Genomic DNA, 25,594 nt, shown 5'->3' on the forward strand with positions numbered 1-25,594 from the left:
TTTTCGATGAGCGCCATCGCCCTGATCGACTATGGCGCGGGCAATCTACGCTCGGTGCACAATGCGCTCATCGCGGCGGGCGCGGAGGCCGTGGCCGTCACCGCCGACCCCGATGTCGTGGCGAAGGCGGAGCGGATCGTGCTGCCCGGCGTCGGTGCCTTTGCGGCGTGCATGACCGGTCTTTCAGCCATTCCAGGCCTTGTCGAGGCGATCGAGCGACGGGTGCGCGGGGAAGGCGCTCCTTTCCTCGGCATCTGCGTCGGCATGCAATTGCTTGCCGATGCGGGCGAGGAGCATGGGCGGCACGCGGGCCTCGGCTGGATCGGCGGTACCGTGCGCCCCTTTGCGCCCGCCCCCGGCCTTCGTATCCCGCACATGGGCTGGAACGACGTCCTTCCGACATTCGCGCATCCGGTGATCGCACGCGGCGAGGCCTATTATCTCCACGGTTATCATTTTGACGACGCCGCGCATGTCGCGGCGACGAGCGAGCATGGCGGGCCCTTCACGGCGGCAGTCGCTCGCGACAATATCGTTGGGGTTCAGTTCCACCCTGAAAAAAGCCAGGCCTATGGCCTTGCGACGCTCGAAAGGTTCCTGAAGTGGCGACCCTGACCATCTTCCCGGCGATCGACCTCAAGGGCGGGCAGGTGGTGCGACTCGCCGAGGGCGATATGGCGCGCGCGACCGTTTATGGCGACGATCCTGCCGCCCAGGCACGCCTTTTCGCCAAAGCGGGCGCATCGCACCTCCACGTCGTCGATCTCGACGGTGCCTTTGCAGGGACAAGCGTGAACGGCGGCGCGGTCGAAAGCATCCTTGCCGCCTTCCCCGGCAAGGTGCAGGTCGGCGGCGGCATCCGCGACCGCGCCGGGGTCGACCGCTGGCTCGCGCTGGGGGTGGAGCGGGTCGTCATCGGCACGGCGGCATTGAAGAACCCCGAGTTCGTCCGATCGGCAGCCCGCGACCTGCCCGGCCGGATCATCGTGGGGGTCGACGCAAGAGACGGAATGGTCGCCACCGAGGGATGGGCGGAGGTTTCCGACGTTCGCGTCGAGGACCTCGCGCGGCGCTTCGAGGATGCGGGAGTCGCGGCGTTGCTCTTCACCGATGTCGGGCGCGACGGGCTGCTCAAGGGCTGCAATGTCGAGGCGACGGTGGCTCTGGCGCGGGCGGTCGATATTCCGGTGATCGCGAGCGGCGGGGTTGCGGGGATTGCCGATGTCCACGCACTGCGCGGCCATGTGGCCGACGGTATCGAGGGCGTCATCACCGGGCGGGCACTTTATGATGGCAGGCTTGATCTGGCCGAAGCGATTGCAATCGCCGGCTCCCCGTCCGCTGGTGAGACGGGTTAGGAGAGCATGAGACGATGAGGGGCTCCCCCAACAGCCGTTACGCGGCCTATTCCCGCAGGCGGAATCGCCGATGACTGTCCGCGTTCGCGTCATTCCCTGCCTCGACGTGGCGGACGGACGCGTCGTCAAGGGCGTCAATTTTGTCGATCTGCGTGATGCCGGCGACCCGGTCGAGGCGGCGCGCGCCTATGATGCCGCCGGTGCCGACGAGCTCTGCTTCCTTGATATTTCGGCCAGCCATGAGGGGCGCGGGACCTTGCTCGAGATGGTCGCACGGACCGCTGAAGTCTGCTTCATGCCGCTGACCGTGGGGGGCGGCGTGCGCAGCGCCGACGATGCGCGTGCGCTCTTGCTCGCGGGTGCCGACAAGGTCGCGGTGAACAGCGCCGCGGTCGCGCGGCCGGAACTGGTCGCGGAAATTGCCGATCGCTTCGGCAGCCAGTGCGCGGTCGGAAGCATTGACGCGCGGCGCGTGGGGAAGGGCCGCTGGGAAATCTTCACCCACGGCGGCCGCAAGCCAACGGGGATCGATGCGCTTGATCATGCCGTGCGACTGGCCGCGCTGGGCGCAGGCGAACTGCTCGTGACGAGCATGGACCGCGACGGCACGAAGGATGGGTATGACCTTGCGCTCACGCGCACCGTCGCCGATGCGGTGAGCGTCCCGGTCATCGCATCGGGCGGCGTCGGCAATCTCGATCATCTCGTCGCAGGGGTGATCGAAGGCGGCGCGAGCGCAGTGCTTGCGGCCAGCATTTTCCATTTCGGCGAGGCGACGGTCGCCGAGGCGCATGCGCGGCTTGCGGCGGCCGGATTGCCGGTCCGTGCGCATTAATGTCGGCTTCGGGGTAGGCAGCGAGGAAGGCGGCTGTAAGAGAAGCCCATGACGACGAAACTTCGCCTCGCCGACCGGACCAACGATATTTTTCCGGTTCTGGGATTTATGGCCGCAATGGCTGGCTTTGCCACGCCGCTCAACCCCTGGCTGGTTGCGATCATTCTGGCAGGCTCGGTCGTCGCAGCGGTTCACCATGCAGAGGTGATCGCGCACCGGGTCGGCGAGCCGTTCGGGACGTTGATCCTCGCGCTTGCCGTCACTGTGATCGAGGTCGGGCTGATCCTGACGCTGATGCAGGCCGAGCCGGAAAAGGCGCAGACGCTCGCGCGCGACACGGTGTTTGCGGCGGTGATGGTGATCCTCAACCTTCTGATGGGGCTTTGCCTGCTCAGCGGTGCGATCCGACATCATGAACAGCGTTTCCAGCGCACCGGCATCGGGGCTGCGCTCGCGACGCTCACTGTCCTCACCGTGGTGACGTTGGTGCTCCCCAATTTCACGTCGAGCGTGCCGGGGCCCTTCTATTCGGCGAAGCAGCTCGGCTTTGTCGCTGCGGTATCGTTGATCCTCTATGCCACCTTCGCGCTCGTGCAGACGGTGCGCCACCGCGACTATTTCCTGCCCGACGGTGATGCCGACGGCGACGGCGAGCCCGACGCCCACGCCGCACCGCCGAGTGTCCAGCGAACGGCCGTTTCGGGCGTGCTGCTGCTTGCGAGTTTGTTTGCGGTCGTACTTCTCGCGAAGAGCCTCTCCCCGGTCATCGGTGCGCTGCTTGCTGACTGGGGCGCGCCGCCTGCAGTCCTCGGTGTGCTCATCGCGGCGCTGATCCTGGCCCCCGAAGGGCTCGCCGCGGTACGCGCGGCCAAGGCTGATCGCTTGCAGACCAGTCTCAACCTGGCGCTCGGGTCAGCGCTCGCGACGATCGGGCTCACTATCCCGGCGGTCGCGATTCTGTCGATCGCCATTGAGCTGCCGATCAGCCTCGGCCTCGACGCCAAGTCGACTGTGCTGCTGTTCCTGTCGCTGATCGTCGCGTCGCAGACGCTCGCGAATGGCCGCACCACCGTGCTCCAGGGCACGATTCACCTCATGCTGTTCGCGGTCTATCTGTTCACGACCTTCGTGCCTTGATGCTCAGGTCTTGCGCACGAATACCGTCCCGGCGGAATAGCCGGCACCGAACGAGCAGATCAGCCCGGTATCACCTGCGGTCATATCCGCGTGATGGAGATGGAAGGCGATGATCGACCCCGCGCTCGACGTATTGCCATAGGTATCGAGCACCGTGGGGCTTTCGTCGGAACTGGCCTCGTGCCCGAGCACACGCTGCGCGATGAGACGGTTCATGTTGGTGTTCGCCTGATGCAGCCACAAGCGGCGCATGTCGGCACCCTCGAGCCCTAGTTTATCCATTTCCTCAACGATCATTGCCGCAACCATCGGCACGACTTCCTTGAACACCTTGCGGCCTTCCTGGACAAAGAGCTTGTCTGTCTTGGGACCCGACTGGTCGATGCCGCCATGGGTGCGGTTCAGAAAACCGAAGTTATTGCGGATATTGTTCGAAAAAACGGTCTTGAGCCGCGTGCCGAGGATATCCCAATGTCCGTCTGGAGCCATGCTCTTGTCCTCGATCAGGATCGCAGTCGCGACATCGCCGAAGATGAAATGACTGTCACGGTCGCGCCAGTTCAGGTGACCCGAACAGATTTCGGGGTTTACGACGAGCACGCTTTTCGCATGGCCCGCGCGGATGTAATCTGCGGCGGTCTGGATGCCGAAGGTCGCCGAGGAGCAGGCGACGTTCATATCGAAGGCGAAGCCTTCGATGCCGAGCGCGTCCTGTATCTCGACCGCCATGGCGGGATAGGGGCGCTGCATGTTCGACGCTGCGCACAGCACCGCGTCCACATCGCTGGCATCGCGGCCCGCCCGGGCAAGCGCATCCTTCGCCGCGGCCACGCCGATCTCGGCGAGGATCGACAGTTCCTCGTTGCTGCGCTCGGGCAGCCGCGGGGCCATATGGTCCGGATCGAGGATGCCCGCCTTGTCGACGACGTGGCGCGAGCCGATGCCGCTCGCCTTCTCGATGAATTCGACGCTCGATTCAGCGAGAGCAGCGGTCTCGCCGGCGGCGATCGCTGCCGCATTCCTGCTGTTATAGAGCGCGACATAAGCGTTGAAGCTGGCGACGAGTTCTTCGTTCGAAATGGAATCTTGAGGGGTGAAGAGTCCGGTGGAGGACAGGACCGGCTGCGGTGTGTTCGACATGAAAGCCCCTGCGTGTCGTGGTTGATGCTGATTAGGACCGGTCGCAAGCCCGCGCAATGTCCCACGATGGCTGAACAACGCCCGCCATCATGGTTAACTTGCCACTAACCTTTGATGTGGCACATTGCACAAGTGCAAGCCTCCCGGGGGACGGCTCCCGGGGTGCGATGCGGGGAGCATGACGATGGCGACGCGTTCAGGACCGGCCGCGGGCGACCTTTCTATTTCGGAAATCAAGGAATTTGCGGGATTTCCCGCCGCGACGCAGCGTTATATCCGCCGTTCGCTGGACATCGGGCTTGAGCGCGAGGATGCAATAGCGCGCTGGTCGCGCGACATGGTCGAGGAGACTGCGATCCGCGTGCAGGCCCGGGTCTATCAGCGGCTTGGCGAAATTCGCGAACATATCCCCGAGGACAGCGGTCTCGATGCCCTCGAGGGTTTCATGGCGCCGCTCGTCGCCGTGTCGGCTTTCGACCTGGGTCAGGACCGGCTCCCGGGCTTTGCCTCCTATCGCTTTCTCTACGAGCGGTTGCTTGGCGCGCACGCGCGGCCGTGGCTTCCCGGCGCTTTTTGCGCCGCAGCATCGCTTCCGCACCTCCATCCTGACAAGCGGCGCTCGCTGCTTCAGTCGATCAGCGAGGCCGCGGCGACCGCGCCGGGCTGGTCGGCGCGCGAGCCCAGTTTCTACCCCGAATGGGTCGACAAGATCGACGAAACGCGACCGGCGAACTGAGCCGCCGCTGGCCGGACGCTAGGCGAGCACCTTGTATAGACCAAAGGCGCTCGTCGCAGTGAGCACAAAGCCGACGAGAATCAGCATGAGCTTTGGCGAGAAGCGCTTTGCCATCACTGCGCCGAGGGGCGCGGCGAGGACACCGCCAATGAGCAGGCCGAGGGTCGCCCCCGCTATGTCTTCGAGACCAAGGTGCCAGATGAAGGTCGCCGAGACCGCGAGGGTCAGGAAGAATTCGACACTGTTCACCGTGCCCACGACCTTGCGCGGTTCGGCGCCCTGGACGAGCAGGTTCGAGGTCACCACGGGCCCCCACCCGCCGCCGCCCGCGGCGTCCAGGAAGCCTCCGATCAGTCCGAGTGGTGCGATCACCTTCGGCTTGCGAAATTTGGGCGGATAGAGAAGACCGCGGACAAGAAGCCAGACGCCGACCGCAACCAGGTAGGTGAGGACGAAAGGCTTGACGAAATCGCCATGGAGCGAACTCAAGAGGTAGGCGCCCGACACGCCGCCGATCAGGCCGGGGATCAGCAGCTTCAAGAAGAGGCCCCACTCGATGTTGCGGTGAATCAGGTGGCTGATACCCGACACGCCGGTGGTGAAAACCTCAACCACATGAATGCGCGCCGACGCCGCCGCGGGCGGCACGCCCATCACCGCCACAAGCAGAGTGTTGCAGATGACGCCGAACGCCATCCCCAGTGCCCCGTCGACCAGCTGCGCTGCAAAGCCGATGAGAATGAAGGGCAGGAGCGCCGTGGGATCCAGGGCGGCCAGATCAAGCATAAGTTCATTCCAACTGTTTTAGTTGACATCTGGCTGCCGTCTTTTGACGGGAATCGCCAGCCCAATTTTTCTGCGCGCGGCAAAGGGATTTATTTGTGCGGGGCATGGGGATGGTTCAGCCGGTCACATCGTCGGGCAGATGGTCGCGGACATAATCGATGAAGGCGCGCAGTTTCGGCATCACCTGTTTGCGGCTTGGGTAATAGAGGAAAAGACCGGAGGTCGAGGCCGCATGTTCGGTGAGCAGCACTTCGATTTCGCCCGCCTCGACCAGTGGCTGCGCGGTCGGCTCGGCGATCATGCCCATCGCCACACCGGTGCTGACGGCCACCATCATGGCATGGAAATCGTTGACGATCACGGGACCGGTCACCGCAACCTCGATCTCGCGATTGCCGCGCGCGAAAGTCCACGGCATCATCGCGCCGGTGCCAAGGCGCAGGCGCACGCAGCGATGGTTGCGCAGGTCCTCCGGCGTTTCAGGGCGTCCGTAGCGGGCGATGTAGGCGGGCGTTGCGGCGACGACGAAGCGAAACGGCCCGGTTAGCCGCACTGCGATCACATCGGCATCGAGCGATTCGCCCATGCGGATTCCGGCATCAAAGCCTCCGGCGCTAAGGTCGGCAAAGGCGTCGTCAGCGAAAATCTCTATCTCGATCTCGGGATAGGCTTCGCAGAAACCCGCGAGGATCGGCGCGAACAGCGGCTGGACCGCACCACGCATCAGATTGATTCGCAGCCGCCCCGCGGGCCGGTTACCGAGGTTGCGTGCCGCCTCATAGGCATCGGCGAGCCCGGCATAGGCCGGCGCGGCGCGTTCCAGAAACATCTCACCCGCCTGGGTCAGCCCAACGCTGCGGGTGGTGCGCATGAACAAGGGCGCGCCGACGCGGGCCTCAAGAGCCTTGACCGTCTGGCTGATCGCCGAAGGCGAGACGCCGAGATCCGCGGCCGCGGCGGAAAAGCTCCGGCGCTCCGCGACGCGCAGGAAAGCCTCGATCCCGTCGAGCGCCCCATGGGGAATTGTTAAATCCTGCTTCAAGGCACTTGCAGATTATAGAGGATTATCTATGTGCGCAACCGCGGCTAAAAAGGTTGCACAACGAAACGAAAGGAACCTCTCCCATGACCTATCAGCTCTCCTCTTTCCGACGTTTTCCCTCTGCCTTCGCGATCGTTGCGGCTTCCGCGCTCGCTTTCACCGGCCTGATCGCCTCGACCTCGCCGGCCCACGCCCAGGCAAAGGGCAGCGATTATCGCTGCACGGGCCTTGCTGATCAGGCCCGCGCTGCTGCCGATGACATGCAGGGCGGCAAGCAGTCGAGCGCGAAGCGCTTTGTTTCGACCGGCAACAAGCTGTGCGAAGCGGGCAATGAACGTGCCGCTGCCAAGCAGTATCGCGCTGCGCTGAAGATCGCCGGCGTCGCCGAAGCCGAATCCGACAGCCAGATGGCCGCTCGCTGAGTCATTAGGCACCAATCTCCGGTCCGCCGCACTCTCCCTCTCCCCGGCGGACTCCACAACTGGGGCGGCTCTTCATCGAGCCGCCCCATTTGTATCAAGGAGCCTCGAGTTCGCGGCACCTGATCGATCCCGCGGCGGGCAGGCCAGGAATCGCGGGCGCCCCAAGATTATTCAGGTTGCGATATTTCTCTCACTTAAGGCAGATAGGCTGCGGCTTGCGGGGGCGAGGAACGGCGATGAGCACCCATCACAGGATCCTGATCGTCGACGATCACCCGATCACCCAGAGCGGTTTGCGGCTGCTGTTCGCGGGCCAGGAGCGCTTTTTGGTTGTCGGCACGCTTGACCGCGGCGCCACGGTGAATGCCTTCGTCCAGTCGCAGCCTGTTGACCTCGTGATCCTCGACCTCAACATGCCCGACGTGCGCGGCATCAACGTCCTTGCAGAAATTATCGGTTCACGCGACATGACCGTGATCATCCTGACGGGCGAGACCCACTATGGCGAGGTCGATTATGCGTTGAAGCTCGGCGCGCGCGCGGTGGTGAGCAAGGCTGACCCTCCCCGGGAAATTCTTGCCGCGTGCGATGCAGCGCTCGCAGGTGACATCTATATCTCTCCCCATATGCGCGAGGCGCTGGGGAAATATCGACAGCCACCGGTGACTTTATCGTCGCGGCAGATGGCAATCCTCCACTATCTTGCGCAGGGCGAAAGCAACAAGGAAATCGCATACCGACTTTCGATCGCGCAGCCGACAGTCTCGTTTCACATCGCCGAACTTCGGCGCAAGCTCGACGTGACTCACAACCGCAAGATCGTCGATCGCGCGCACGAATTAAATCTCCTTTGAGCATCCTCTCAGCCGGGGATGCGCCGCCATTTCGCGGCACAGCGGCTTGATGAGCACCATTCCCACCATGTCGGCAAGGCGACCGCGCGTGACGCTCGTGTCGTCATAGGTGCAGGCAATGATCTGCTCCTTTGGCGCGGGGATGGTGGAGAGCGCCGCCTCGAATGTGTCGCGCTGATCAAAGTCGAGCAGATGAAGGTCAGGGAGCAAATCGGCGATATCGGCCACCGCACAGGGCGAGACGCCGAGGAACGCATGGGGCAGGACAATCCGGATCTCGGTGCCCGCCGGTGTCGAGGTCAGGATGCGTATCGACCCCGACAGCGCTTCGATCAATCGCTTCGCTGACTGGAAACCGGATCCGCTGCCGTCATTGGTCTCGTCGGCGCGCAGCCGGGTGACTGACTCGTCATTGAGCCGGGTCATGACGTCAGCAGGCATGCCCTTGCCGCTGTCGGTAATGGTGACGACAACCTGCGCCTCCTGCGCCGCGACATGGAGCCGCGCGCCGCCTTTATCGGTATAATGATAGCTGTTGCCGAGGAGGTTCGCGAGCGCGCGCATCAGGAGCGGCCTGTCCGACAGGATCATGATTTCGCCCGCGATTTCTACGTCGAGCGTCAGTTTTTTCTGCGCAAAGCTGGTTTTGAACATCATCACCAGCGGTTCGGTGAGGGCCTCTGCCCGAAAGCTGCTGAGGGTGATGAAGTCCGTATCGCTACCGACAATGCTGGCACCCGATATGGTGGTGGAGACGATCCCGCTCAAATAGGCGGCCGAGCTTTGCAGCAGTTCTGTGAGTTCGCGGTGCTTGCCGGAGTCGTCGCCGCGCTTCAGCGCCTCGACCGCGCTGTTGAGCGCCAGGATCACCTGTTTGCTGTCGTGACCCGAGGCGTGGAGCATCGCGTTCTGGCTGTTGACCGTTGCAAGTGCGAACGCCTTTTCCTCGGCGAGCCGGGCTGCACGCTCGCTGATCCGGACGCGTTCGGCAAGGGAACGCGCATAGTTGGTATCGGCAGCGAGCTTGTCGGCCTGAATTTTCTTGAGATTGAGCCCCAGCGCGAGGGTCACCATGATCGCCTCGAAAAGGCCGACGGGCCCTGCCAAGTGCCAGTTGATCGGCAGCCAGGTAAATAGACCCATCGATGCAACCGCAGCATAGAGGATGAACAGCGCGAGGCTGGCCCAGCCCGCGAACAAGGGCCAGAGCTGGCGCCCGAACTCCCGCATTGCGGCAAATCCGACCACGGGCAGAAACAAAGCGACCGCGACCGTGACGATCCAGGTCGCGCCATGCAGCGTGGCCCGGAGCCCATTGGGATAAATGGAGAGCCCCGCCTGCAGCAGCATGATCGCGAGGGCCGCGACGATCAGGCCCTTCAGCGCTATGTCGCGCTTGGGAAAATGCATGGCCGTGTTCACGAAGCTGCGACAAAATTGCGCCATCGAAGCGGCGAAGCCGCATTTGATTACATCCTCGATTGCCACGCCGGTCAGCGGTTTGTCGGCGAGGAAGAATATGGTGACGTAGCCTTCTGAATGGATGGTGTTGAGCGCAAAGAAAGCCTCGGCAACCGCCAGCCAGATGAATTCGCGGTGGCCGGTGATCGCGAAGAAGAGAAAGTTCAGCAGGATCAGAACAGCGGTGCCGACGACCAGGCCCGATACCATGGCAATATTGGCGCGCCGCTCCTTAAAGAAGGTGCCGTAGGTCGCGATTCTCAGCGGCATGTACGTCGAGTTTGCAGAGAGAAAGTCGATCAGGATCAGTTTTTCCTGGCCTGGTTCGAGCACCACTTCGGTGCTGAAGGCCTGATAGGTCTGCAAATTGTCGCTCGCCGTGCGCGCATCCGTCCCGTCGACAAGCAGGGTCAGCTCTCCTTCCGACATTTCAAAGAGGCGAAAATAAGCAAGGGACCCGCGTCCGGTGGTCAGGATCCAGCTTCCTTGGCCGCCGCCCGTATTGCGAACCTTCAATAGCACCGCCGTGTGGCGTCCGGGCGGCCCGAAATGGATGGTTGGTCCAGTGACGCGCGCGAGCGGGGCCGCGAGCATTGCGTTCGCAACCGCCCGGTCGATCGGCGCGCTATGCTTTGCGTAGCGGACGAAAGGCGCGAGCGATGGCGCGTCGTGGCCAGGCCGAAGTTCGAGCACCGGAAGCTGCAAAGCCCCGCCCCCCGGGCGGGAACAACCGGGTCGATCGTGGCAGTCTTTGTTGCCCGATGGGGAAGCCTGGTTTGCGCCTGGCCGGTCCGCGAGCGCAGGCGCACCCTGCGCGAACGGCAGCGCCGCCAGCATGGCGAGCACGAACAGCAGAATTCGGCTTGATCCCCCCATCGCCGGTGATGTTGCTGCGTGCCCGGCGGAAGTCAAATTTCTTTTGGACTGAGGCGCTTGGCACGTTCTCCCGCTAGCCGCTGGAGAAGGAAAACGGAGCCGACCCCAAAAAACATTGGGTAGACGCCGGCATCATTGGGCAACTAGTCGGTCTCCTGATGTCGACAGCCGGAGGGCTCGTTCGGCGCGGGGGTGCAGCAGACAGGTCGAACCCATGGACGCGGCTTCCCGGCGCTGTTCGGGCTACCCCGCTTCGGCGAGGGGATTGTTCGATGTCTGGCATTTGATGTCCGGCCAGCGGCCCGCGCGCAGCTTCGCTGCGATCGAATTGGGTTTCGGTTGTCGTGGAGCCGTCTTCGGTTTCGCTGCCGCCCGGCTCGGGCACATCGATCTCGGATCGCAACACCGACGGTGCTTGCGTGGCTGCATGGATTTCCGCCTGACCCCGCGACCCGGTCGGGAGGGAACCATGCAGTCGGCCGGGGCAGCACCCACCGCCCCGGCCACTTTTGCAAGGGGGCAGACCGAACTTAGAGCGCGACCGCCAGCACGCCGGCGGTTCCGGCCGCGAGCGCCACGAGCAGCGCGGCGCGGGGCGCATAGGTGCGGATCGCCGCAAACGGGGGAGTGTCCTCGACCGGAAATTCGTCGATATCGGGTTCCGCGACAGTAGGAGGCGGCTCGCTGGGGCCCCGGCGCAGGAAGGCGGGCGCTGACGCGAGGTCAGGCCCGCTGACCCCGCTCGCCAGCGCGAGCTTTTCGAAGGCGAGCGCCATCTTCTCTTCCAGTATCTGGCGGGTGATCGCCTTCAGCTTCGGATCTTCAGCGCAAGGCAGACTTTCGACGAGACGTTCGACCTGGGCATCAAGGGCGTGGAGCCGATCGATCGCCTCGATCGCCGCGGTCCGGTCGCCGCGCTCGAAGGCGAGTTGCAAGCGCAGCAGCGTTAGCGCACAGGCGCGGGAGAGCTGAAGGCCGAGCGCGGCGTCGACTGGCGGTTCGCCATGCGGTCCGCGGTACACGTCGTTGGCGGCATCGCCACCATCTCGCGTCGAAAGGGCGTTCATGTTCTTGCTCCCGTCCTCAAGTCGCCCCCCAGGCCTCCGCCTAGAGCCAATCGCGCGTCGCAAGGAGTCCTCATCGGGCCTGCCGTGCCCCGGACGCGCCGGGCTGCATCGGCCGGCACCATGGCGGGAGCGGTTTGGGGGCGCTACAAGAGGGCGATGACGATGAATGGCTATCGGCAAATCGGGATCGTCGGCGCGGGCCGGGTGGCGCAGGCGCTTGCACTCGGCCTTGGCGCTCACTCGGCGGCGCCCGTTATGCTATGGGGCCGCTCGCCGGACCGGCTGGAGACTGTTGTCAAACAGGCCGGCTGGGCGGCGACGGCAGAGCGGCTCGAAACGCTGGTCGGCGCCTGCGACCTGATCGGCATTGCGGTGTCCGACGATGCGCTCGCTTCAGTCGCGGCGGCCATGACAGCCGCGATGCCGAGAGGGCGCGCGCCCTTCGTCTTCCATGTCAGCGGACGCAGCGGGGCAGCGCTGCTCGATCCTCTGCGCGCCGTCGGCGCGCTGACCGCGGCGATCCATCCCGTAATGACCTTCACCGGCGACCCAGACACCGAGGTGCAGCGCATGTCGGGCGCTCGGTTCGCGATTACAGGGGCGGACGCCGAGGCGACGGCGGCCGCCCGCGATGTCGTGTCCTGTCTTGGCGGCGTCGGCGTCGATATCGCCGAAGCGCATCGTCCGCTCTATCACGCCGCGCTTTGCCACGCCGCAAACCATCTTGTCACTTTACTCGAGGGCTCGTTCGACGCGCTCCGCGGCGCGGGTGTGGACGACCCTGCGGGCCTGCTCGCGCCGCTCGTTCGAGCGGCGCTCGAAAACAGCCTCGAGCACGGCTTCTCGGCGCTTTCCGGTCCGCTGCTGCGCGGTGACGAGGAGACGATTGCGGGACATCTCGGGGCACTCGCCCGGCATAGGCCGGAGATATTGCCTCCCTATCGCGCCATGGCACTCGCCACGCTCGACGCATTGGAACGCTCCGGAGCCCGCGTTCCGCCCGCGCTCCGCGCCCGTCTGGATCAGCCCCGCCGCTGATGGCGTAACTCGGTCCACGAAATCCCTACGCCGAGGATCAGGCTGGCACCATTGCTGCAAGGCACCGGCATTTCGTCACGCGGCCTCGCGCCAGTGCTCATGCACGATCTCGCGCGAGATCAGGCCGTCTTTCATATGGAAGACATGCACGAGGCGCAGCTCTACGCGCGATCCAACGGGAAGAGGGGCATTGACCATCCCATCGCCGATTAGGCGAAAACGCGCGATCATGTCGTCGACCACGCGATCCTCGGTCGCAAAGCGCTCGAGCGGCTCTATTTCGATGTCCGTCATCGAGCCGAACATGCGGCGGTAATTTTCCTCGATGGCTGCCCGGCCCGCGAAACGAAGGGCGCGGCCCGGTACTTCAAGGACGATATCGTCCGTGTAGAGCGCCATGACCGAAGCGGGGTCGCGCGCCTCATTCTCGATATGCTCGCCGGCCACGTGCAGATTATGCGCCACGATGTCACTCCGCTCCATCACATCTGCCACTTCGTTCATGGTCCTGTTCTCCTCCTGTCAATATAGTCAGTTCATCTGTCGAAATACACATAGACAGACTATCTGTCTTATGCAAGAGGTGCGACATGGATGAGAAATCGCCTGCTGACGAACGTCTCGCTCAGCTTTTCCGCCGCGCCTATGATCGGATGCGAACCCGGATCTACGCCGAGGCGCGCGAACTGGGCTTTGCCGATCTCCGTCCTGCCCATTCGAGCTTGTTCCGCAACATCGATCCAGATGGATCGCGCGTGATTGACCTTGCCGAACGGGCAGGAATGACGAAGCAGAGCATGGCCTATCTGACCGAGAGCCTGAAGAAGCTAGGCTATGTGGCCGTCGGCCCCGACCCGTTGGATGGCCGCGCAAAACGGGTCACTCTCACCAGCCGGGGCAAGAAGGCCGTCGCGACGCTCGCGCGTCTCAGCCGGCAGGCCGAGGCGGATCTCGCCGATGTCCTGGGAGCGGCGGAGGTTTCCCGCCTCTTTGATATCATGCGCCGGCTGCTCGCGGTCATCGACTGATACCAGGCGTCTCCTTTGTCCGCCTGCATCGACCACCGGTCGCGCCAATTCGAGCGCGCCGGGCGCAAACTCGGGCTCCAAGAGCCGAGGACCCCTGCGACGGCATCAGCTCTCTGGCCTATTTTGCGTCCGTTCGCCGATACCTCATATACCAGATTTCGTGTCCGAAGACAATCATCATATTGAAAATGCTTATTTAATCGTAGATTAATATATCCAAGATTTGATTCAGCAATCACCGACCCTCGGGCCCTTGAACGCCGCCGCGGGTCGCGCGCAGCGCAAGGCGACCCTCAACTAGCCGGCATCATATCCGAAAAGGGGGTCCCTCTTCGGCTCTGACTCACTTTTGGTGCAGGTGAGCGGGCTGATCGCAGGGTGGCATTAGTCGCGCTCGAAGAAGATCGAGCTTTGCGCGTCCGTACATTTGCCGTTTGACGAGCTTTAGCTTGGTGATCTGTCCTTCCGTTTGTCCGTTGGACCAAGGGTGGGTGATGGCGGCTCTTACAGCATCCCAGTCGTCGCTGAGCCCATTGGCGAACGAACGGAACGGCGTTTCGCGGGCTTCTTCGATCCACGTGGCGAGGTCGCAGTCGGTTTGTTGCCTGATCATCCGATGGAAACGCTCGGCAAGATTGCGAACGGAGACGAGCGCCGGGACGGCGTCTTCGATCATGGTCACAAGCCTGGCTTCCGATATCGAGAGCTGATCGCGCGCCGCCGTCATGAGCCGGGCAACCACCCGCGCCGATGGAACGGCGCGTGGCCCGCGACCGGGCGCAGCCTCGTCGCGCCTCCGCCGCGTCGCCCATTCGGTCACGACGCGCAAACCACCTTGAAAGCCGCGGCCTTTGAGCCGACGCCAAAGCTCGGCCCCGTTGTGACAACCGCCATGCCATTCACCGTCCAGCGTTGCCAGCCAGGGATCGAGAGAGCCGATACGCGTACGGAAAATATCAGATCGTCCGCCGCGCGCAACTTGCCGCACAGTCTTGCGCGCATAGCCGGTTGCGCGAACGATTGCCTTGATCGACGTGCCCTTCAGGAGCAGCGCGCGGATCAAGTCGTCGGCATTCTGGCGCCGCTTGAAGCCTTCATATTGGAGCCGCTCAGCGCGGGTAAGAAGGTTCGGATCGGGGTCAGCCCGCTGCAGTGCGTGGCGAATGGCGCGCATGGATTTACGGACGGCATCGAGAAAGGCCTGGCTGGCGTTCTCCATCAAGTGCCAGCGATCCGCGACCTGTCTGGCGTGTGGCAAGGCGCGGGCAGCGGCATGGCGGTAACCGCCACCGCGATCGCGTGCGATAATAGTGATCTCCGGTCTTTTCTTGAGCCAGGCTTCGACTGTGGAAACACTGCGATCAGGAAGAAGATCGATAACCCGCCGACGTTCCAGATCGCAGACGATCGTTCCATATCGTTGCCCGCGCTTCCATGCCCAGTCGTCGATGCCGACGATCGTCGGCTTCACCTGCGTCTTGTCGAAACGGCGGCGGACGGTGCGCAGCAATGTATCCTTGCTGACAGGCATCAGAAGCCGGCGAGCCAGGCTGGCCGCCGGACGCCCGCCCAGCGCCAGCCCGAGGTGATGCACGATGGAATCGAGGCGGGCCGTACGCCGGGAAAATGTCGCTGCGACATCTGCTCGAAAGCGTTCGACGAAAATGCGCGTACGACAGCGCGATGTGGCGCAACGAAAGCGCCGGGCGACAAGACTGATCCGAACCGGACGGCCATGAGCCGGCAAATCGGCAAGGGTGCGGTGATATCGACTATGCACACGGGCCGATGGGCGATCACATCCTGGGCAGATAGAGGTCCGAGATAGCGACCGCGCGGTGATCTGGAGCTGACTTCTGACGTTCTCGACCTTCTCGATCACCAGTCCTGTCGGCGCGATGCCATCGCGAAGCGCGCTGTCTCCCATGACGATATCCTCCTGCGGAAAATCTCGCCATTATCATCCCGCCTGCACCAAAAGTGAGTCAGAGCCCCTCTTCGACGCTGATCGGGGGTCCCTTTTGAACACGATGACGTAATTGCTGCCGTTGTTCTCATTTGGGCGCGACAGCTGCAGGATGCGAGAAATCATCGTAACGGAGGAGCATCGCCATGAAGCACTATGTCGGACTGGACGTATCGCAAAAGGAAACGTCGATTTGCATCGTCGATGAGGCAGGACGGCCCATACACCAGGGCCGGGTGAAATCCGATCCGGGCGTGCTGGCGGCGGTCATCGCCAAGAAAGCTCCCAATGCCGAACGCGTCGGCCTCGAGACGGGCGCCATGTCGAGTTGGCTCTGGCATGAACTCAAGCGCACCGGTTTGCCCGTGGTCTGCATCGATGCGCGTCACGCCCATGCGGCCCTGTCCGTTCGCATGAACAAGAGCGACGAGAATGATGCTCGCGGTTTGGCGGAACTCGTCCGGGTCGGCTGGTATCGGGAGGTTGCCGTCAAGAGTGAAGAAAGCCAGACCGCGCGATCCATCCTCGTGTGTCGATCCCGATTGGTACGGGTCCGGCGCGACCTCGAAAACCAGATGCGGTCTATGCTGAAGGAATGCGGTCTGCTCTTTCCACGCGCTGCCGGCGGGCAATTCCAACGGCGGGTCAACGACCTCATCGCCGATGGCCATGCTCTCTGCCCCATTCTTCGGCCGCTGCTATCCGTGCACCAACAGACTTGTAGCGAACTGGAAAAGATCGACCGAACAATCCGCGACCTTGCGCGAGAGGATGAAACGACGCGGCGGCTCATGACCGTGCCGGGCATTGGCGTCGTCACGGCCCTGACATATCGTCACACGATCGACGATCCAACCCGTTTCCAGAATGCGGCAAAGGTTGGCGCTTATCTCGGACTTACGCCCCGCCGAAAGCAATCGGGTGAAATGGACGTCACGGAAAAAATCTCGCGCTGGGGCGACCGGTTGTTACGCGCCTATCTGTTCGAGGCGGCCAGCGTGCTGCTCCATCGAACCAAGCGGTGGTGCTCGCTCAAGGCGTGGGGGCTGCGGCTTGCGAAGCGAAGTGGCATGAAGAAGGCGCAGGTCGCGGTCGCCCGAAAGCTCGCCATCATCCTTCATTGTATCTGGGTGGATGGAACCGAGTTCGAGTGGGGGAAGCAGCCTGCCTGACCGTCATACCCACCCTGAGATTGCAGGCCTGACGCCAGACCTGTGATGATCCACCGGGACGGTGGTTGCGGTGACCTCGTTCAAACGGCTGCGGACTTCCAGGACCGCGTTGCGCACGTTGAGGCATCCGACCCGGACATCATCATGAGGCATGACCTCGAAAAGGACCATGACCCCGGTTCGGATCAATATGCAGGCTTGACAGATACCCGCAATTAAAAGGCCGTTTGACAACTGAAAAACGCAAAATCCGGTTCTATACCTATTCACCTCTGCTGAACCGCTATGCCGGGCGTAGTGGCGAGGAGACGTTTGGAATGTCGGCCCATTATTCCGAGTTCGTACTGGATTTCCCGCCGCAACTGCTGAACCAGATGCCCTGAGGCGGTGTAGTTTTTGGCGACAGATCTGGGCATGACGGCGCCTTTTTTCTGGCATCAGCCTGCACGCTATCCTCCGAACCCCCGCGCGAAACGTCCTATGATTTAAACTGGCGGAGCAGCCCACCTTGTCGTCGCAGAGGACGATACCTTCTCCGATTTCAAAGGGATGCCTGCACGGCGGTTTGCCGCGTTCGATGGCCTCGACCGTGTCATCCAGATCGGCAGCTTCCGTTTGGTCTCCGACATGGGCGTGGCAGGGAGCGCGACCACGCAACGGCGCTGTAGAAGCGGTGCGTACGACGGGCGTTCGAGAGGGATTCGCTGGTCCGGCGTTGCAGAAGGTCCCGTTCTGTTGGCTGAACCAGAAATATGCGTAGCAAAGCTGTCACGGACCGCCGATAGGGCGTCTGCCCGATGGGCCTGACTAGTTCCGAGTTGACCGCGCAACGCACCGATCTGCTGCGATATATAGGGCGCCAGGTCAGCGATTCGGCTGTCCGCGAGGATATCGTTCAAGAAGCCTATCTCCGGCTGCTGACCTATGAAGCCAGGCCGGAGAACACTGTGATGAACGCGCAGGCCCTGCTGCGCCGGATATCGCTGAACCTGGTTCGCAATCACTTTCGACATGCCAGCCGTCATGCGACCATCGAACTCTCCGACCAAATCCCGTGCAACAAGCCATGCATCCACAAGCAGTTGGAAGAGCGGGAACTGGTCAGGATTGTGCTGGGCGTACTGAAAGGAATGCCCCCACTTCGAAGAGAGGTTTTCGTCCGCCGTCGCGGGCATGGAGAGTCCGCCCGGGATGTCGCTGAGGCCCTGGGACTTTCACCCGGTGCGGTCGACGCTCATGTTGCGCGCGCCATGGTGGATCTGAACATGGCGATCGAGAAGATCGAGCGGCGAGGCGGACCTGTCAGAGGATAACCCGATCGAGTTGGAAGCAGCCCAATGGATCGTTCGTCGCATGGATGGCGAGCCGGTCGATGAAGCTGCCTTTGATGCATGGCTGAGTGGTGACCCGCGCCGCAAGGCCGTGTTTGATGCGATGTGGCGCCGGATGATGGGGTCGAACATGGACTTGGCCCTGGATGCCTACAGTCGCAAACGCCCTTCGCCTCGCGCACTCGTGACGGGTGCTCTCGCTGTCGCGCTTGTCATGTTCGGTGGCTACAAGGCGGTCCCATCGGTCGAACTGTTCTTCACGCAACCGCAGGAATTCGCAGCAGCGGACAAGACGATCAGCAACGTCACGCTTGACGATGGAAGCCGTCTGACTCTCGCCGGCGGGGCGGATGTTCGGGTTCGATATACACGTCATGAACGCGTGGTGGAACTGACCCGCGGAACCCTTTTCGCCGATGTTGCGCACGATTCCTCCCGGCCCTTCCGCATCGAGGCGGGCGGAGCCCGGATCACCGACCTTGGAACCCGTTTCGAGGTATCGAAAAAGCTTTCGGACGTTCGCGTTTCAGTCGAGGAAGGCGTTGTGCGCTTCGGCCCCAATGGCTGGTTTGGCAAATCGATAGACCTTGCCGCCAACCAGGCGGCGGCGCTGACCGACTCCGGCTTATCCCGCCTCGACGATCCCGACGCAGGCAACATTGCCCGCTGGCGCAGCGAATGGGTCGAGTATCAGGACGCGCCGATGCGGCAAGTGGTGGCGGACCTGGCAGGCGCTGCTTCGCTGCCCATCGAGATTGCCAGCGAGAGCCTTGCGGAGCGGCGTGTGACCGGCCGCATTCAACTGACCGATCCGGACAATCAGCTTGGATACCTGTCGGTCATTCACGGCTTCAAGATCGGCCGCTCCGACGGGCGCATTCTCTTGTCTGAATAGTTGCCAAGATAATGGCGCATCATAATGCAATAAAAGTGCAACAAAATTCTTTGTAAGATTTCGTGTGGTGCGGTGTCCTTCTCTCTGAACACATGACTATCAAGAAAGAGGGATTTCAGCATGCGCACGTTTTACCGCTCGCTTCAAGCGAGCGCGGCTGTCGTTGCATTTGTAATGGGCACTGTGTCAATCGCCGCACCGGCCCATGCGCAAAGCAATCTCACGCTTCCGCCCGCGAGCCTTGCGGATTCGGTTTCCGCCCTGTCTCGGCAGACCGGAGCCCAGATTCTTTTCGATCCGGCCCTGCTCAGCGGGAAGAAAGCACCAGCGGTGCAGGGTGCGTCGAACGTCGAAGCCGCGCTGACCCGGCTTCTTGGGGGATCGGGTCTGACATGGCAAAGGCGAGGAAATGCTCTTCTGGTCGTGCGCGGGCGCGCCGTCTCCCAGAATGGCAGCACTGAACGGCCCGGCCTCCGTCCGAGAGCCGCTGCTGTCGCCAAACCACGGGTGGCGATTGCCGATAGAACAAGCGATCACGCAGAAGGCGAGCAAATCGTCGTAACCGGCTCCCGGATTGTGCGTGACGGCTTCGATGCGCCAACGCCTGTAACGGTGCTGGGCGAAGAGGAGATCAAGCGGGATGCATCGGTTAACATCGCCACATATCTTCTAAAGATGCCGGCTTTCGCAGGAAGCCTTTACAATAACGGTAGCACCACCAGTGCCGGATTACCCGGTATCAGTTCCCTGTCGCTGCGTAACCTCTCGCCGCAGCGTACACTCGTCCTGCTGGACAATCAGCGCCTGCCTGTCGCCAACACGGGCGACTATGTCGATATCAACGCCATCCCTAATGGCATCATCAAGCGCGTGGATATCGTTACCGGCGGCGCGTCCGCGGCATGGGGTTCGGATGCTGTGGCCGGCGTAGTGAACTTCGTGATCGACAAGGACTACACCGGAATAAAGGGTGAGGTTTCCGGCGGCATCACCGAAGAAGGCGACGACGAAAACTACAAGGTGTCGCTGACCGCGGGCACGAAGTTCGCGGGCGGACGCGGCCACCTGATCGTCAGCGCGGAAACCTCGTACAATGCTGGCGTAAAACACGTGTCACGCGACTGGTACAAGGGATACCGCCGGGTCGTTAACCCCGCCTATGCCGTTGGCAACGGTCAGCCATACATACTCGTGGCCGAGCATGTCGGCCCTCGGCAGGTGGCTCCCGGCGCGATTGTCACTGACGGTCCGCTCACCGGCCTCGTATTCGGGCCGGGCGGACAACCGTTTCAGTTGAATGAAGGCCAGTATGCTCCCGGTGCGGCCTATATGATCGGTGGCGACTGGCAGGCAACAGACTGGCACCCTATCACCCAGGACATGCAGGTGCCCCTGTCGCACCAGAATGTTTTCGCGCGGGCGAGTTATGACGTTACCGACAACATCAATCTCTACGCCCAGTTCATGTACGGGCGTTCCTACGTCGATGCGATGACGACGCCCTTCTATCAGTACGGTGGCCTTACGATCCAGCGGGACAATGCTTTCCTGCCCGCATCCGTTGGCGCGGACATGGACGCCAAAAGCCTGACGAGCCTGACTGTCGGTTCATGGCACGAGGCCATCGGCGCGCTGCCCTACGAGACCGAAAAGCAGCTCTATCGCTATACGCTCGGCGGTAGCGGCGATTTCGACCTCTTCGGCTCAAACTGGAAGTGGAATGCCTATGCAACGCGGAACAAGAGCGACTTCTCCCAGGACTACACCGCACCGATCATGGCCAACTATAGGCGGGCGATTGATGCGGTGATGGGGCCGAATGGCGCGCCTGTTTGTCGCTCGACTCTTGCCGATCCCACCGATGGTTGCTCGCCCTTCAACATCCTCGGGACGGGCGTCGCCACGCCCGCCGCACTGAACTATGTCATGGGCGTGGCTCAGATGAAGGGCTGGGTCACTCAGGACATTTTCGCTGCTTCATTCAACGGCGAGCCGTTCAGCATTTGGGCGGGTCCGGTTTCTGTTGCGCTGGGCGTCGAACATCGCCGCGAAAAGGAAGATGGCTGGTCCGATCCGATCTCGCAGGCACGTGGCTACTGGGCGGGCAACTACCAGCCCCTGGTCGGCTCCTACAATGTGACCGAAGCCTTTCTCGAAACCGTGGTTCCGCTGCTCAAGGATTCTTCCTTCGGCAAGTCCCTCGAACTCAACGCAGCGATCCGTCATGCCGACTACAGCACTGCCGGCGGAGTGACGCCCTGGAAGGTCGGTCTCACCTACACGCCGGTGGACGATATCACGCTACGCGCCACGCGGTCCCGCGATATCCGTGCTGGCAGCCTGTCGATCTTGTTCCAGCCGGGGCAGGTGTTGACCCAGGCGCTGTTCAATCCGTGGACCGGAAACACCGACACCACGCAATACACCGCTATAGGCAATCCGAACATCGCGCCGGAAAAGGCGGATACCAAGGTTTTTGGCGCGGTGTTGCGCCCACGCTGGATTCCCGGTCTCACCTTTTCGGTCGATTATTGGGACGTGAATGTGAAAGGCGCGATCACGACGCCTTCACCGACCGTTTTGATCGATGGATGTTATACGGGCCGCTTCCCGTCATATTGCGAGTTTGTTGGTCGTGACGCTGCCAACAATCTCACCGCGATCACACGGGTTCCGGTCAACCTCGCCAAGTTCCATGTCCGCGGACTGGATTTCGAGCTGGGATACAATCTGCCGGTGGGTGGAGGCGAATTGTCGCTGCGTGCCCTTGCTACCCGTGGCCTGAAGAACACCACGAACACCGGCCTTCCAGGAGCAACCGACTCCAACGCCCTCGGCGTGAACTCAGCAATGCCTCGTTGGCGCTACAATGTCTCAGCGGCCTACAAACAGGGGCAATTCACGGGCGCGCTGACCGCGCGTGGAATCTCTGCCGGGGTTTACTCGAACGATTATATTGAATGCACCAGCAACTGCCCCGCCAGAACCGCCACCAGGGACACCATCAGCGACAATAGCTACGGCGGCGCGCTCTATTTCGATCTCTCTTTGAATTATGCGTTCATGCCCGGACTGGAAGGCTTCTTCTCGGTAACAAACCTCGCCGACAAAGACCCGGAACCTGTCGCGCAGGGTATCGGGGTTAGCAATCCACAATGGGGCATCATGTCCCCGGGCAACGGCTATGACTATCTTGGCCGATCCTTCCGCGCGGGCATCCGCTTCAACTACTAACACCCCGGCTGGGGAGCGTGGGGATTATCCATGCTCCTCTTCAAATCTCAGGATTAACTGTCAAATGGCAATCGACTTCCGGCGCAAGGCCATCCAGCTCGCCTGCGCGTTCATCCTCTTCTCAGCGGGTTCGGCGCAAGCCAGATCGCTGCTTCTGGTCAGCATTGATGCGATGGGACCGGACTATGTCCTCAAGGCCGATGAGATGGGCCTACAGATTCCCAACCTGCGCAGCTTCATGAAGGAAGGCAGCTATGCGCAGGGCGTTCGCGGCGTTGTTCCTACGGTCACATGCCCGAGCCATGCGACGATCGTTACCGGCGTGTCGCCTTCCAGCCATGGCATCACCCGCAATGATCCGCTGGAAACAGACGGCTTTTCTTCCATCCTGTGTACATTCGCCAGCGATATCAAAGTGGATGCGCTATACGACGCCGCGGCGCGCGCCGGTATCGAAACGGGCAGCGTCGGCTGGTTGAACACGGCGGGCAGCCCCAGCATCAAATATAATCTACCCTATACAGACCCCTACAAGTCCGAAATCGCCATCAAATTTCAGGAGGCCATGGCCCGTCCGGATGGCCTTCTGGCCGATCTGCAATCGAAACTCGGCAGCTACTATCAGGACGCAGATGAAACCGGCAGCACAACCCGCCTGCGTTTCGCAACCGAGATCATGAACCGCTACAAACCCGGCTTCATGATGTTTCATACTGTCTCGGTCGATTCCGCTGCACATGCCCATGGTCCCTGGAGCGCCGAAGCCAGGCGTGCCATGGAACATGAGGATGCGGTGCTTGGCGAAATCATCAAGACCGCCCTCGCGAACGATCCCGACACGATAATCGCCGTTGTCTCCGACCATGGGCAGGCTCCATACACGCGCGTTCTCAACATCAACATTCCGTTGATCGAAGCCGGCCTGATCGAGATCGCGCCGTTAGTGTCTGGCCGCGCAGTGGAAGTGAAGGACTGGCAGGCGAAGCGCTGGGGCGACGCCATCCTGCTCAAAGACCCGTCCGACACCGTGACACGCGCCGGAGTGTCCGAACTGCTGCATCGCCTGGCCGCCGACCCCGCCAATGGAATCGACCGCATCATCGAAGGTGACGAAATCGAAAAACTGGGTGGCTATCCTGGCGCGAGTTTCGTGCTGGCAATGAAGCCGGGTACGGTGCTTGGCGGCGGCTATCTGGGCGACCGGCTGGTCACGCTCCCGACCACCCGGGGGACGCACGGCTATTTGCCCGAAGTTTCGGCGATGAACGCTTCCTTTTTCATCAAGGGCAAGGGCATCAAGGCCGGACAAAATCTCGGCATAATTAACATGCTGGAGATAGCGCCCACACTCGCCCAGGCCATGGGTGTCAGGCTGAAAGATGCGCAGGAAGGCCCGTTGCCGGTATTCGAAGTCTCCTCCGGGAGCCGCTGAGTTGGCGGTCGACAAGGGTCGTTTCCCCATAGCGACTTATCTAACCTCTCCCTGACGGAGGATATTTGTGATCGCACGTCTTGCAGTTGCAGCTTTACTCGCCCTTTCAAGCCAGGCCGTTGTCGCACAGGGCGATGTGCCTGATTTGTCACGGGCTGCACGTGGCGATGCGCGCGAGCCCGGCGGTGCCCGTCGCCTCCCGAGTGACATGCGCGAGGTCTACACAAAGCTGAGTAATGGCGAGGGCGAGGTCCGCAACGTCATCCTGCTGATCGGTGACGGCATGGGCGATTCGGAGATCACGATCGCACGCAACTACGCCGAAGGGGCAGGCGGTTACTTCAAGGGCATCGACGCGATGCCGCTTACCGGCAACTACACCCACTATTCGCTCGATCGGGAGACCGGGAAGCCGGACTATGTGACCGACTCTGCTGCATCCGCGACCGCCTGGGCGTCCGGTGTGAAGAGTTACAACGGGGCGATTGGCGTGGACATAGCGGGAAAGCCGCACCAGACTCTTCTTGAGCTTGCAAAGGCCGCGGGTCTCGCAACCGGCAACGTGTCCACTGCCGAAATTCAGGATGCGACACCGGCTGCACAGATGGCCCACGTCACCAGTCGCAAATGCTATGCGCCTGTGCGAACAAGCAGGGATTGCCCTCAGAACGCGCTCGAGAACGGCGGGGCTGGTTCTATCACCGAGCAAATACTCGACACCCGTGCCGATCTGGTGCTGGGTGGCGGCGCGGCAAGTTTTGCGGAAAAAGCGACGGCGGGCAAATGGAAGGGCCTCACGCTGTTCGAACAGGCGAGAACTCGTGGGTACCGGATAGTGCGGACGGCCCCGGAACTGGATGCAGTGAGCCACGCGGACGGCCGCCAACCACTGATCGGCTTGTTCTCGGACGGCAATATGCCGGAGCGCTGGATCGGCCCTCGGGCAAGCCGTCATGGCAACATCGACCAGCCTCCGGCCACCTGTCGGCCGAACCCGGAACGCACGGCTACAACCCCGACCCTTGCGGCCATGACGCAAAAGGCGATCGCGTTGCTCAAGGACAAGCCAACGGGTTTCTTCCTTCAGGTGGAAGGGGCATCGATCGACAAGCAGAACCACGCCGCCAATCCCTGCGGGCAGATTGGTGAGACGGTTGACCTTGATGAAGCTGTCCAGATCGCACTTGAGTTTGCCAAAGCCGACGGACGCACGCTCGTGATCGTCACGGCCGACCATGCGCATTCCAGTCAGATCGTGAGCAACGGTACGCGCGCCCCCGGGCTCACCGCCGCCCTGAGCACACGGGACGGAGCCGTCATGACGATCAGTTACGGAACAGCCGAGGAAGGATCGCAGGAACATACCGGTGCCCAACTGCGCATCGCCGCGTTCGGCCCCCGTGCCGTCAACGTCAGTGGCCTGCTCGATCAGACCGATCTTCATTATATCATCCGTGATGCGCTTAAGCTCGATGGAATCGCGCCGATGAAACCATGAAGCAGCCTTGGGGGGTGCGGATGGCGCCACCGGCCCGGTTCATGCCTCTCACTGAAACTCACAGCCGGCTACGCAAGCAGGACCAGCGCGCGCTCCAGACGCAGAAATGATCGCCAAGCGGCTCTTTCCACGCTCCAGGGTTCTGTCGCCGCGCAGGTGAGAGCGCGGTCAGAGCGCCATAGATCAGTCCACGCTCAGGCCTGTTACAGGCAAACATCGACCCATTGCGCGCCGGTGATCTCCACCATCCGACCGGGCTCTGTACGCAAGGCTGCATTTTTTGCGC

At 62.3% G+C, this 25,594-nt stretch carries 22 protein-coding genes; 15 read left to right on the plus strand and 7 right to left on the minus strand.

The annotated features are described in order from the left end of the window. Positions 1–6 precede the first annotated feature (6 nt). The 4 genes from hisH to LH20_RS01170 all read left to right on the plus strand — a co-directional run bounded on the left by hisH (position 7) and on the right by LH20_RS01170 (position 3,330). Positions 7–615, plus strand: a complete 609-nt coding sequence (gene hisH / locus LH20_RS01155) for an imidazole glycerol phosphate synthase subunit HisH (RefSeq protein WP_053552639.1) — start codon at positions 7–9, stop codon at positions 613–615. After that, positions 603–1,358 (plus strand): 1-(5-phosphoribosyl)-5-[(5-phosphoribosylamino)methylideneamino]imidazole-4-carboxamide isomerase, encoded by a 756-nt coding sequence (gene hisA, locus LH20_RS01160; protein ID WP_053552640.1) that lies wholly within the window; start codon positions 603–605, stop codon positions 1,356–1,358. The genes hisH and hisA overlap by 13 nt, the downstream gene beginning before the upstream one ends. A gap of 70 nt (positions 1,359–1,428) precedes the next feature. Beyond that, positions 1,429–2,193 carry an imidazole glycerol phosphate synthase subunit HisF gene (hisF, locus tag LH20_RS01165; RefSeq protein ID WP_053552641.1) on the plus strand — a complete coding sequence of 255 codons (765 nt, stop codon included), beginning with the start codon at positions 1,429–1,431 and terminating at the stop codon, positions 2,191–2,193. 48 nt (positions 2,194–2,241) lie between these two features. Next, complete coding sequence (locus LH20_RS01170) at positions 2,242–3,330, plus strand: calcium:proton antiporter (protein ID WP_053552642.1); 1,089 nt, start codon at positions 2,242–2,244, stop codon at positions 3,328–3,330. A 3-nt stretch (positions 3,331–3,333) separates the two neighbouring features. Here the strand turns inward: LH20_RS01170 and LH20_RS01175 are convergent, their stop codons facing one another. Then, on the minus strand, positions 3,334–4,470 hold the full coding sequence (locus LH20_RS01175; protein WP_053552643.1) for a beta-ketoacyl-ACP synthase III: 1,137 nt from the start codon (positions 4,468–4,470) through the stop codon (positions 3,334–3,336). 184 nt (positions 4,471–4,654) lie between these two features. Between LH20_RS01175 and LH20_RS01180 the strand changes: the two genes are divergently transcribed. Next, on the plus strand, positions 4,655–5,206 hold the full coding sequence (locus tag LH20_RS01180; RefSeq protein WP_053552644.1) for a hypothetical protein: 552 nt from the start codon (positions 4,655–4,657) through the stop codon (positions 5,204–5,206). A gap of 18 nt (positions 5,207–5,224) precedes the next feature. Here LH20_RS01180 and LH20_RS01185 read toward each other — a convergent pair whose 3' ends face one another. Then, complete coding sequence (locus tag LH20_RS01185) at positions 5,225–5,992, minus strand: sulfite exporter TauE/SafE family protein (RefSeq protein ID WP_053552645.1); 768 nt, start codon at positions 5,990–5,992, stop codon at positions 5,225–5,227. Positions 5,993–6,107: 115 nt separating this feature from the next. Further along, positions 6,108–7,034, minus strand: a complete 927-nt coding sequence (locus LH20_RS01190; RefSeq protein WP_053552646.1) for a LysR family transcriptional regulator — start codon at positions 7,032–7,034, stop codon at positions 6,108–6,110. Positions 7,035–7,117: 83 nt separating this feature from the next. Here LH20_RS01190 and LH20_RS01195 point away from each other — a divergent pair, with 83 nt between their 5' ends. Further along, the gene (locus LH20_RS01195) at positions 7,118–7,456 is read left to right on the plus strand and encodes a hypothetical protein (protein ID WP_053552647.1); all 339 of its coding nucleotides are present in this window, start codon (positions 7,118–7,120) and stop codon (positions 7,454–7,456) included. A gap of 236 nt (positions 7,457–7,692) precedes the next feature. Further along, on the plus strand, positions 7,693–8,310 hold the full coding sequence (locus LH20_RS01200) for a response regulator (protein ID WP_053552648.1): 618 nt from the start codon (positions 7,693–7,695) through the stop codon (positions 8,308–8,310). On the opposite strand, the gene LH20_RS01205 is transcribed toward LH20_RS01200, so the two are convergent. Both LH20_RS01205 and LH20_RS01210 read right to left on the minus strand, forming a co-directional pair. Continuing rightward, positions 8,296–10,647, minus strand: coding sequence for a sensor histidine kinase (locus tag LH20_RS01205; RefSeq protein ID WP_053552649.1), 2,352 nt, complete (start codon positions 10,645–10,647; stop codon positions 8,296–8,298). The genes LH20_RS01200 and LH20_RS01205 overlap by 15 nt on opposite strands. Positions 10,648–11,177: 530 nt before the next feature. Beyond that, entirely contained in the window at positions 11,178–11,714 is a 537-nt protein-coding gene (locus LH20_RS01210) for a hypothetical protein (protein ID WP_053552650.1), read from the minus strand. Positions 11,715–11,870: 156 nt separating this feature from the next. Between LH20_RS01210 and LH20_RS01215 the strand changes: the two genes are divergently transcribed. Next, the gene (locus tag LH20_RS01215; protein WP_053552651.1) at positions 11,871–12,752 is read left to right on the plus strand and encodes a Rossmann-like and DUF2520 domain-containing protein; all 882 of its coding nucleotides are present in this window, start codon (positions 11,871–11,873) and stop codon (positions 12,750–12,752) included. A 75-nt stretch (positions 12,753–12,827) separates the two neighbouring features. On the opposite strand, the gene LH20_RS01220 is transcribed toward LH20_RS01215, so the two are convergent. After that, the gene (locus LH20_RS01220; RefSeq protein WP_053552652.1) at positions 12,828–13,256 is read right to left on the minus strand and encodes a nuclear transport factor 2 family protein; all 429 of its coding nucleotides are present in this window, start codon (positions 13,254–13,256) and stop codon (positions 12,828–12,830) included. 86 nt (positions 13,257–13,342) lie between these two features. On the opposite strand from LH20_RS01220, the gene LH20_RS01225 reads away from it, so the two are divergent. After that, positions 13,343–13,780 (plus strand): MarR family winged helix-turn-helix transcriptional regulator, encoded by a 438-nt coding sequence (locus LH20_RS01225; RefSeq protein WP_053552653.1) that lies wholly within the window; start codon positions 13,343–13,345, stop codon positions 13,778–13,780. Positions 13,781–14,123: 343 nt separating this feature from the next. Here the strand turns inward: LH20_RS01225 and LH20_RS01230 are convergent, their stop codons facing one another. Next, positions 14,124–15,707 (minus strand): ISL3 family transposase, encoded by a 1,584-nt coding sequence (locus LH20_RS01230; RefSeq protein WP_053552654.1) that lies wholly within the window; start codon positions 15,705–15,707, stop codon positions 14,124–14,126. Positions 15,708–15,892: 185 nt separating this feature from the next. Here LH20_RS01230 and LH20_RS01235 point away from each other — a divergent pair, with 185 nt between their 5' ends. From LH20_RS01235 to phoA, 6 genes are all read left to right on the plus strand, one after another. After that, complete coding sequence (locus LH20_RS01235) at positions 15,893–16,918, plus strand: IS110 family transposase (RefSeq protein WP_053552655.1); 1,026 nt, start codon at positions 15,893–15,895, stop codon at positions 16,916–16,918. Positions 16,919–17,715: 797 nt separating this feature from the next. Then, positions 17,716–18,231, plus strand: coding sequence for an RNA polymerase sigma factor (locus tag LH20_RS01240; protein WP_053552656.1), 516 nt, complete (start codon positions 17,716–17,718; stop codon positions 18,229–18,231). A gap of 40 nt (positions 18,232–18,271) precedes the next feature. After that, positions 18,272–19,144, plus strand: coding sequence for a FecR family protein (locus LH20_RS01245; RefSeq protein WP_053552657.1), 873 nt, complete (start codon positions 18,272–18,274; stop codon positions 19,142–19,144). 120 nt (positions 19,145–19,264) lie between these two features. Further along, positions 19,265–22,378, plus strand: coding sequence for a TonB-dependent receptor (locus LH20_RS01250; RefSeq protein ID WP_053552658.1), 3,114 nt, complete (start codon positions 19,265–19,267; stop codon positions 22,376–22,378). Between the two features lie 64 nt (positions 22,379–22,442). Then, complete coding sequence (locus tag LH20_RS01255; RefSeq protein ID WP_053552659.1) at positions 22,443–23,810, plus strand: alkaline phosphatase family protein; 1,368 nt, start codon at positions 22,443–22,445, stop codon at positions 23,808–23,810. Positions 23,811–23,877: 67 nt separating this feature from the next. After that, entirely contained in the window at positions 23,878–25,308 is a 1,431-nt protein-coding gene (phoA, locus tag LH20_RS01260) for an alkaline phosphatase (RefSeq protein ID WP_053552660.1), read from the plus strand. Positions 25,309–25,594: the final 286 nt, after the last annotated feature.

It is taken from the genome of Sphingopyxis sp. 113P3 (genome assembly GCF_001278035.1).
In the GTDB taxonomy this organism is placed as follows: Bacteria; Pseudomonadota; Alphaproteobacteria; order Sphingomonadales; family Sphingomonadaceae; genus Sphingopyxis.

What these genes read in the sequence shown, in the direction of transcription:
- LH20_RS01230 (WP_053552654.1), bottom strand. Translation starts at nt 15,707, where the DNA reads ATGGGAGACAGCGCGCTTCGCGATGGCATCGCGCCGACAGGACTGGTG.
- LH20_RS01175 (WP_053552643.1), bottom strand. Translation starts at nt 4,470, where the DNA reads ATGTCGAACACACCGCAGCCGGTCCTGTCCTCCACCGGACTCTTCACC.
- LH20_RS01220 (WP_053552652.1), bottom strand. Translation starts at nt 13,256, where the DNA reads ATGAACGAAGTGGCAGATGTGATGGAGCGGAGTGACATCGTGGCGCAT.
- LH20_RS01170 (WP_053552642.1), top strand. Translation starts at nt 2,242, where the DNA reads ATGACGACGAAACTTCGCCTCGCCGACCGGACCAACGATATTTTTCCG.
- LH20_RS01205 (WP_053552649.1), bottom strand. Translation starts at nt 10,647, where the DNA reads ATGGGGGGATCAAGCCGAATTCTGCTGTTCGTGCTCGCCATGCTGGCG.
- LH20_RS01250 (WP_053552658.1), top strand. Translation starts at nt 19,265, where the DNA reads ATGCGCACGTTTTACCGCTCGCTTCAAGCGAGCGCGGCTGTCGTTGCA.
- hisH (WP_053552639.1), top strand. Translation starts at nt 7, where the DNA reads ATGAGCGCCATCGCCCTGATCGACTATGGCGCGGGCAATCTACGCTCG.
- LH20_RS01180 (WP_053552644.1), top strand. Translation starts at nt 4,655, where the DNA reads ATGGCGACGCGTTCAGGACCGGCCGCGGGCGACCTTTCTATTTCGGAA.
- LH20_RS01185 (WP_053552645.1), bottom strand. Translation starts at nt 5,992, where the DNA reads ATGCTTGATCTGGCCGCCCTGGATCCCACGGCGCTCCTGCCCTTCATT.
- LH20_RS01195 (WP_053552647.1), top strand. Translation starts at nt 7,118, where the DNA reads ATGACCTATCAGCTCTCCTCTTTCCGACGTTTTCCCTCTGCCTTCGCG.
- LH20_RS01210 (WP_053552650.1), bottom strand. Translation starts at nt 11,714, where the DNA reads ATGAACGCCCTTTCGACGCGAGATGGTGGCGATGCCGCCAACGACGTG.
- LH20_RS01245 (WP_053552657.1), top strand. Translation starts at nt 18,272, where the DNA reads ATGGATGGCGAGCCGGTCGATGAAGCTGCCTTTGATGCATGGCTGAGT.
- LH20_RS01215 (WP_053552651.1), top strand. Translation starts at nt 11,871, where the DNA reads ATGACGATGAATGGCTATCGGCAAATCGGGATCGTCGGCGCGGGCCGG.
- LH20_RS01235 (WP_053552655.1), top strand. Translation starts at nt 15,893, where the DNA reads ATGAAGCACTATGTCGGACTGGACGTATCGCAAAAGGAAACGTCGATT.
- LH20_RS01200 (WP_053552648.1), top strand. Translation starts at nt 7,693, where the DNA reads ATGAGCACCCATCACAGGATCCTGATCGTCGACGATCACCCGATCACC.
- LH20_RS01225 (WP_053552653.1), top strand. Translation starts at nt 13,343, where the DNA reads ATGGATGAGAAATCGCCTGCTGACGAACGTCTCGCTCAGCTTTTCCGC.
- LH20_RS01240 (WP_053552656.1), top strand. Translation starts at nt 17,716, where the DNA reads ATGGGCCTGACTAGTTCCGAGTTGACCGCGCAACGCACCGATCTGCTG.
- hisF (WP_053552641.1), top strand. Translation starts at nt 1,429, where the DNA reads ATGACTGTCCGCGTTCGCGTCATTCCCTGCCTCGACGTGGCGGACGGA.
- LH20_RS01255 (WP_053552659.1), top strand. Translation starts at nt 22,443, where the DNA reads ATGGCAATCGACTTCCGGCGCAAGGCCATCCAGCTCGCCTGCGCGTTC.